Here is a 7,522-nt window from a genome sequence, read left to right as displayed (position 1 = left end):
GGTGGTTCACCAGCGGTCTGGATCGTCTGTGGGTAGCAGTACGCGCCGGCGTCGAAGATGGCCGGGATGATGCTGGAGGCGATCGCGAGGTGGCTGCGTGGAGTGCTCGATGCGGAGGCGAACGTGACCGCTTTGCCGTTCAACACGTCTCCGTAGAGCTCCAGTACGGCCTTGGTGCCGCTGCTCGACGCGTAGGCGTAGATCGGGTGGATCAGGATCACGCCGTCTGCGTCAGCGATGAGCCGACGCAGACCGTGGTAGGGCGGGGGAGCGCCGTCTAGCTTGGCGTCGCTCACCCACATCGGCGGCAGCGCGCGCGCGTCAAAGACCTCTGTCTTCGCGCCCGCCTCCTGGAGCGAGCGTTCCAGCGGCTCGACCAGACGCCGGCTGGCGGAGCTGCCGCTGTGCGACAGACTCAGCAGCAGGATTCTTGGCTGAAGACGGTCGCTCGCGTCCGCGCTCGCGGTGCGGACGGGTTGGGGGACCATGGGTTCCTTCCTTCTGACGCCGATACGTATCAGGTCGCTGGCTCGCGTAGCCGTCGGGTGGTCCATTTACCGTAAGGATCATCTGGTGGCCAAGCGGGGCGAGCGGGTACAGGCTCAAGTCCGAGCTGGGATCGCTCATCGCCTCGCACCAAGAGGCCGTGTGCAGGCCGCCGCGGCTAGTGTTCACCAGCGTGTGTGGGGGGCCTGGCGGCGTCAGCGGGCGCCATCCTGGTGCCGAGCCCTCCCGTGCCTGCCGAGTGGAGCTGAAGCTTAGGGCGTCTCGGCGACCCGGAAGCCCATGGCATAGAAGTCGAGGTTGAGCGGTCCGCCGTGGCGGCGCCGGGTCCGGGCCATGTCGTGGAAGCGGTTGAAGGCCCCGCCTCGGGCCACCCGGTAATCCGCGCCGAGTGTCGTGTACAGGTCGTCCTCGACTACCTGGCCGCCGGGATACGGCCGGTAGCCGTCTGCCACGTACTCCTCGACGTTGCCGGCCATGTCGTGCGCGCCGACCCAAGACCGGCCTGCCGCGAACATGCCGACGGGGGTCGTGGTCATGATCCCTTCCTCGACGCAGTTGCACAGGCCTGGCTGGTACTCGTCGCCCCAGGGGAATGCGTTCCGTTCCGGTCCGGCCGCGGCGTACTCCCATTCCGCCTCGGTCGGTAGGCGGAAGCGCCGACCGGTGGCTTCGGACAACCAGCGGCAGTACCGGTCAGCGCTCTCCGGCCGCAGAGAAAAGACCGGCTGGTTGGCCCGCTCGGCCGGATACCGGCCCAGGTGCCAGGACGTCGGGATACCGGCGGACGGGTTCTCTTTGAGGAACGCTCGGTATTCCAGATTGGTTACCGGGTAGCGCGCAATGCGGTAGTCGGCCACGACCACCGTGTGCTCCGGGCACTCCTTGAGGATCCAAGAGCGTTTGACTCCCTGCCGACGGTGCGTCTCGCTGATCCGAGTGGCCTCTGTCTCTGTGGTTCCGAGACGCACGCCTGCCCCTGGCACGTCGATCATCGAGGGCTTCATCGGGTCGATACGGACATCGCCCAACAACGCCAGCAGCAGTCCGGCGGCCAAGCGGTTGGCGGCCGCGCCCTGTTCCGACTCCGCCAGCCGGGTCAGCTCCGGCAGCGGAGCGAACCGCAGGTCCGAGACCTCGTTTTCGATCTGCTCGTGGAAGCAGGCGGTCCACCGTTCCGGCAGTCCCATGGCCGCGCGGGGAGGCAGGCTGTTGATCTCCCCCACGACGACAGCCGGATCCACCGCGTCACTCATCGCCACATCACACCCCCGAACCGGCGGTCTCCAGAGCGTAGCCGCGCGCCTGCGCTCGGCGCGCGGACACAGCTTGTCCTGCCGAGCGAAGTGAACCCTGGCGGGGGGCTGACCCGCGTGCACGAGAGGGCGTGCGGCATCCCGATCGCTGTGGAGCAGTCGCGTCCGTCGCCCGGCAGGTCCCCGGCAACTCGGCCGTCGACCGCGTTGTAGGCAAACGGGCCGTCTGCCGGGCCGGCGCCGCTGGCCCCGGGCCTGTGCTTCGGTGGGACGCGGCGGCTCACCGCGGCTCTCCTGCGGCCTCGACGGCTATCTCGTGGACGCGGCCGTCGTAGGAAGAGGCCAGAAACAGCCGACGTGCAGCGTCGTAGGCGAGGGAGGAGACGCCAGATGCCGTTGGCCGCGTGGTGTGCCACGCACCGGTACGGAGGTCGTGCACGGCCACGTGTCCGTCATAGGCCCCCGTGGCGACGAAACGGCCGGTGTCGTCGGAACTCACGCACTTGATGGAGTGGGTGTGCGGGGTCTTCAGCACGGTGACGGTAAAGTCTGGTTCCCACACGCGCAACGTGAGATCGCGGCTGACACTGGCGAAGCGGCCACCGCCCAAACCTACACAGCCGTTGGCAATACGGTCGTGCGCGTTGGGCAGCACCTTGAGCGTCTGCAGTGTGGTCGCACTATGCCAGGCGGCGCTGCCGTCGGCGCATACCGAGAAGAGCATGTCGCCGGAAGCCGCCACACCCTTGACCGCATTGTCGTGCAATCGCAGGTCGCGCACGTGCTCGAGGCGGCCATCCGTAGTGGGGCGGAGCACAATGCCCTCGCCGGTGTAGGCACCGACCAGTACGTGCGCGCGGCCATCATACGAGAAGGTGACACCGCAGTTGAGCGGTGAGCGGTGCTGGGTGAGCGCGGAGCCTGCCAACGCGTCGTGCTCGGGCGCCGGATGCGCCCGCAGCGCCTCCGCGACGGCCACCGCCGCCAGCGGCCACACCTGGGTCGCCGGGCGGCGCGAGCGGGCCGACACAGCGGCCAGCAGGAAGGCGTTGACCTCCAGCAGCGCCAGCCGGCCGTCCCACGACCGGTACAGGCCGCCCACGTCGACGTCGGCGAGCGCACGCGGCACCAGGTTGCCCGTCGACACGACCGAGGCGAGCCCCAGCGCGGCCGCGAAACCGGCGACGGCCGCGAACACCGCCCAGCTGTGCGGCCGTTCGACGGGTGTGTCCGGGAGCCGGCGCGCCAGCCGGTCCACCGAGAGCTCGCCGAGGGGCACGCACAGGGCCGCGAACAACACCCCGCGCAGCAGCGCGATACCGCCCACCCCGGGGGCCGCGGCCTCCCCGGTGCCGTGCAGCGCGAGCGACGGCCCGAGCAGCGGCACCAGCGCGGCCAGCGCCACCAGGACCAGGAAGACGACGGCCCGGCCGGTCCCGGGACGTCCCGCGGAGCCGCTCGCGGCCACCTCGGCGGTCGATCGTGTCAACGTCACCCCATGGTCTCCACCAGCCATGACAGAACCGGGCACCTAAAGGAAAACAGCTGACGGAGCGGCATTCCACCCATGCCGTACGTTTCCGGCCGCGACGGTCATGTCCAGCGGGCCGGCACCGAACCCCACGGCACCGGCCGCCGCGCCCAGTCGGCGGGGCCACCCGCGAAGGACAACGGCGGCCGTGCGTACCGCAGCCGGCCCAGCGCGCTGTCCGTCTCCGTGAGCCAGGCCTCCGGCCCTCCGGCTGCCTCGCCGGCCTCAGGTTCCGGCCGAAGCTCCGCGGTGAGCCACCGCGCGGTCCGTGCCAGGGCCAGCCGTACGAACCGGCTGCCGCCGTCGTACGACTGCTCGGTCAGCGCGCGCAGCACCCCCGCCGCCAGCAGGTATCCGCTGCCGTGGTCCAGCGCCTGTGCGGGCAGGGCGCCCGGCCGGTCGGTCGCGCCCTCGGTCTCCGCGATGCCGGTGGCGACCTGCACGAGGCTGTCGAAGCCGCGCCGGCCGCCCCACGGTCCGTACGCGCCCCAGGCCGACACCTGGGCCACGACCAGCCCGGGCCGCCGTTCGGCCAGCGCCTCGGGCGTGAGTCCGAACCGGTCCAGCGCGCCCGGCCGGTAGCCGGTGACCACGACGTCCGCCGACGCCAGCAGCTCCTCGAAGGCCGCCCGGTCCGTGGTCAGGTCGAGCGTGGCCGAGCGTTTTCCGAAACCGGTGTCGGCGTGCTGGTCGGCCAGTTCGGGCAGCCACGGCGCGTCGAGGCGCAGCACGTCCGCGCCCAGCAGCCCCAGGGTGCGGGTCGCGACCGGCCCCGCGAGGACCCGGGTCAGATCCAGGACGCGCAGCCCGGCCGCGGGCAGCAGGGGAGCGGCGCCGGCGTCGAGCGGCGCGAGCACGCGGGCGTACGCGCCGTCCAGGCGGCCCCGTTCGACCAGCGGGCGCGCGGCCACCTCGACGGCCTGTCCGTGTGCCGCCCACTCGCCGGGCGAGCGCAGGGCCACGGCGAGCCCGCCGGCGGCGTGGGCCGCCTCCTCCACCGCCACCGCGGGTCGTTCGGCGATCCGCGCCGCGACGTCCCGCGGGGAGGCGTCCTCCGGCAGTCCCAGCGCGGTGCCCAGCCGGGCCCTGTGATGCGGGTAGTTGGCGTGGGTGCGCACCCAGCCGTCGGCCGCACGCCAGAACCGCGACAGCGGGGCGAACTGCACGGGGGCCCGTCCGTCGACCAGCAGCTGCCGCTCACTGGTGAAGGCCGCCGCCACCGCCCCGTCGTCCACCAGGACCGCGGGCACCTCGGTCCGCCCGGTCCGCCGTGCCCCCAGCTCGGCGGCGGCCAGCGCGCACGCGCCGACACACCCGCGGGCGAGCTGCCGTACCGGAAGGCGGGCCGGCAGCGTGCCCGCGCGCGCCACGGTCGTGACCCGGGCGGGCAGCGACGGATCGCCGCCCAGCGCGGACCATGCGTAGTTGATCGCAGTCATGACTCGAGTCATGACTACACTATGCATTGTTGATTGAATCAATATGGATGGGTCACCTGCTGACCGCCGCCAGCGCGTCGGCGATGCCCCAGCCGTAGAAGCCGTTGCGGTTCTTCGAGCCCTCGCACACCGCGTCGACCTTGCCGTCGCCGTTGATGTCGTACGGGTCGGTGCACGGTGTGGCCGTCGCCTCGGCGTACAGCAGGGCCTTCACCAGGGCGGGGGAGGCGTGCGGGTGGGTTGACTTGATCAATGCGGCGACGCCGACGACGTGCGGGGTCGCCATCGACGTACCCGACATGTAGCCCCATCTGCCGCCCGGCAGCGGGCCCAGGATCGAGCCGCTGGTGGCCGGGGGCTGCGGCGCCTGGTAGGCGGTCGAGTCACCGCCCGGGGCGGCGATGTCGACGACCCCGAGGCCGTAGTTGGAGAAGGACGACTTGAGGCCCTTCGCTCCGGTCGCCGCGACCGTGACGACCCCCGGCAGCTGGGTCGGTATGTCGAAGCACCTGTGCGGGTCGATCACCCGGTCGCTCGGGGTGCCGTCGTTGGGCGAGACCGGGTCGGTGATCGAGTCGGAGGCCAGGTCGTAGCTCTCGTTGCCCGCCGCGGCCACATTGACCGTGCCCTTGCGCTCCGCGAACAGGGAGGCCCGGGTGACGGCGTCGACGAGTGCCTTCTGGTCCGGGTCGTCGGTGCAGTTGAAGTACCAGGGGTCGGTGTAATAGCTGTTGTTGGTGACGTCGATGTGGTGCTCGGCCGCCCACACGAAGCCGCACACCACGGCCTCCGTGTAGAAGTACCCCTGTGAGGTGGCGACCTTGATGCCCGCCACCTTGACGCCCGGCGCGACACCGGTGATGCCGATCCCGTTCTTCGCGCCCGCGATCTCGCCCGCCACGTGCGTCCCGTGCGGGCTCTCCGTCGAACTGGGCCGCCAGGCGCCGTACGTCGTGTCCGGCTTGCCCGAGACGCAGTTGGTGGACTGTGCGGCGGAGAAGTTCGGGGCGATGTCCGGATGGGTGTCGTCGACGCCGGTGTCGATGACGGCGACGGTGACCTTCGGGCTGCCCAGGGTCTTCTCGTGCGCCTTGTCTGCCTTGATGGCGGGCAGGTCCCACTGCAACGGCTCCAGCGGGTCCTGCCCGTCCGCCGCCCGGGCGTCCGCCGCCGCGACCTGCTGGGAGCTGAGCACCTCGGGGGTGCCGACGTCGGTGGTCGACTGGGCGGGCAGCGGGGCGTTGCGCGTGGCGCCGGCCGAGTCCACGCCCGGCACCCTGCGGATGATCTTCGCGAAGTCGGCGTTCGACGAGTGGACGACGATGACGCCGATCTCGTCGTACGCGATCACCACCGAACCGCCGGCCCGGTCGATCGCCCGCTGGACGCGCTCCGAGGTGCCGTGGCCGGGGCGGATGTTGACGACATAGCTGAGTGAGGTCGCGTCCGCGGTGCGGGCGCTGAGGGGGGAGGCCGCCCCACCGGTGTCGGCCGCGGACGCGGAGACGGCGGGCAGGAAGGCCAGGGCCGAGAGCATGGCCATGCCGAGCGGGACGGCGAGGACACGGCGGTGGCGCGGCTGGAACACAGTCATGCGGATGAGCCTCCGGTTCGGTCGCGGAACGGACGTGCTGGAACGCAGTCGGATGGGCCGATTGGGCAGGTACATGACGCGTGGTGCAGGGCGAAGTTATCCTCCGCGCTCGCCGGCCAGCAATGACCGGAGACCTTCGCGATCGACTTCCGAAAGAACCCGGGCGGGTTGAACCCGTCCACGCGTGGCGCCGTGACCTTGGGCAGTGAATGAGGTCAGAATCCGCATGTCCGTATCGCGAGGAGACTCCGTGGCCACCGAGACACCACCGCCCTCGAACGCGCAGACCCGGCCCTCCGGCGAGGAGTTCGCCGAAGTGCAGCAGAGTCCGGAGTTCGCCGAACTGCGGCACTCCTACCGCTCCTTCGCCTTCCCGCTGGCCTTCGCCTTCATCGCCTGGTACCTGCTGTACGTCCTGCTCTCCAACTACGCGGGCGACTTCATGGGCACCAAGGTCGTCGGCAACATCAACGTCGCCCTCGTCCTCGGCCTCGCCCAGTTCCTCACCACGTTCCTCATCGCCTGGTGGTACGCCCGGCACGCCGCCACCAGGCTCGACCCCAAGGCCGAGGCCATCAAGTCCCGGATGGAGGGCGGCGCATGAGCCCCGCGCAGCACACCGCCCTGCTCGCCGCAGGCGAGGCCAGCGACCACCGGACGCTGATCATCACCCTGTTCGCGGTGTTCGTCGCCGCGACCCTGGTCATCACCGTCTGGGCCGGCCGCCAGACCAAGGGCGCCGCGGACTTCTACGCGGGCGGCCGCCAGTTCACCGGCTTCCAGAACGGCCTCGCCGTCTCCGGCGACTACATGTCCGCCGCGTCCTTCCTCGGCATCGCCGGCGCCATCGCGCTCTTCGGCTACGACGGCTTCCTGTACTCCATCGGCTTCCTGGTCGCCTGGCTCGTCGCCCTGCTCCTGGTCGCCGAACCGCTGCGCAACTCCGGCCGCTACACGATGGGCGACGTGCTGGCGTACCGCATGCGCCAGCGCCCGGTCCGCACCGCGGCCGGCACCTCCACGATCGTGGTGTCGATCTTCTACCTGCTGGCCCAGATGGCGGGCGCGGGCGTCCTGGTCTCCCTCCTCCTCGGCATCACCAGCGACCTCCCGTCCTCACCCCGTCATTCCCTCTCAAGGAGCCATCGTGAGCACTCTCTCCTTCAAGGTCCTCGACCTGGACTTCCCGGCCGGCAGC

General features: G+C 70.9%; 6 protein-coding genes and 1 pseudogene. 2 read left to right on the top strand and 5 right to left on the bottom strand.

Annotation, left to right across the window (positions count from 1 at the left end):
• The 5 genes from ABZ646_RS35215 to ABZ646_RS35195 all read right to left on the bottom strand — a co-directional run.
• The coding region (locus tag ABZ646_RS35215) for an NAD(P)H-dependent oxidoreductase (protein WP_360528245.1) at nt 1-488 on the bottom strand (488 nt) is incomplete at its 3' end.
• 270 nt (nt 489-758) lie between these two features.
• Nucleotides 759-1,760, bottom strand: coding sequence for an SUMF1/EgtB/PvdO family nonheme iron enzyme (locus ABZ646_RS35210; RefSeq protein ID WP_360528242.1), 1,002 nt, complete (start codon nt 1,758-1,760; stop codon nt 759-761).
• 280 nt (nt 1,761-2,040) lie between these two features.
• Nucleotides 2,041-3,255, bottom strand: coding sequence for a hypothetical protein (locus ABZ646_RS35205; protein WP_360528239.1), 1,215 nt, complete (start codon nt 3,253-3,255; stop codon nt 2,041-2,043).
• A 98-nt stretch (nt 3,256-3,353) separates the two neighbouring features.
• Nucleotides 3,354-4,730 (bottom strand): CoA transferase, encoded by a 1,377-nt coding sequence (locus ABZ646_RS35200; protein ID WP_360528248.1) that lies wholly within the window; start codon nt 4,728-4,730, stop codon nt 3,354-3,356.
• A 52-nt stretch (nt 4,731-4,782) separates the two neighbouring features.
• Nucleotides 4,783-6,324, bottom strand: a complete 1,542-nt coding sequence (locus tag ABZ646_RS35195; protein WP_360528236.1) for a S8 family serine peptidase — start codon at nt 6,322-6,324, stop codon at nt 4,783-4,785.
• Between the two features lie 250 nt (nt 6,325-6,574).
• Between ABZ646_RS35195 and ABZ646_RS35190 the strand changes: the two genes are divergently transcribed.
• Together ABZ646_RS35190 and ABZ646_RS35185 are read left to right on the top strand one after the other, a co-directional pair.
• Nucleotides 6,575-6,928: a DUF485 domain-containing protein gene (locus ABZ646_RS35190; protein WP_360528233.1), complete on the top strand. Its 354-nt coding sequence runs from the start codon at nt 6,575-6,577 to the stop codon at nt 6,926-6,928.
• Nucleotides 6,925-7,522: pseudogene (locus ABZ646_RS35185) on the top strand (hypothetical protein); the annotation flags it as partial. The gene ABZ646_RS35190 and the pseudogene ABZ646_RS35185, both read left to right, overlap by 4 nt.

The organism is Streptomyces sp. NPDC007162 (genome assembly GCF_040634175.1).
Lineage (GTDB): Bacteria > Actinomycetota > Actinomycetes > Streptomycetales > Streptomycetaceae > Streptomyces.
Note: the sequence above shows the minus strand (reverse complement) of the source record. Positions and strands in the feature narration are given on the sequence as shown.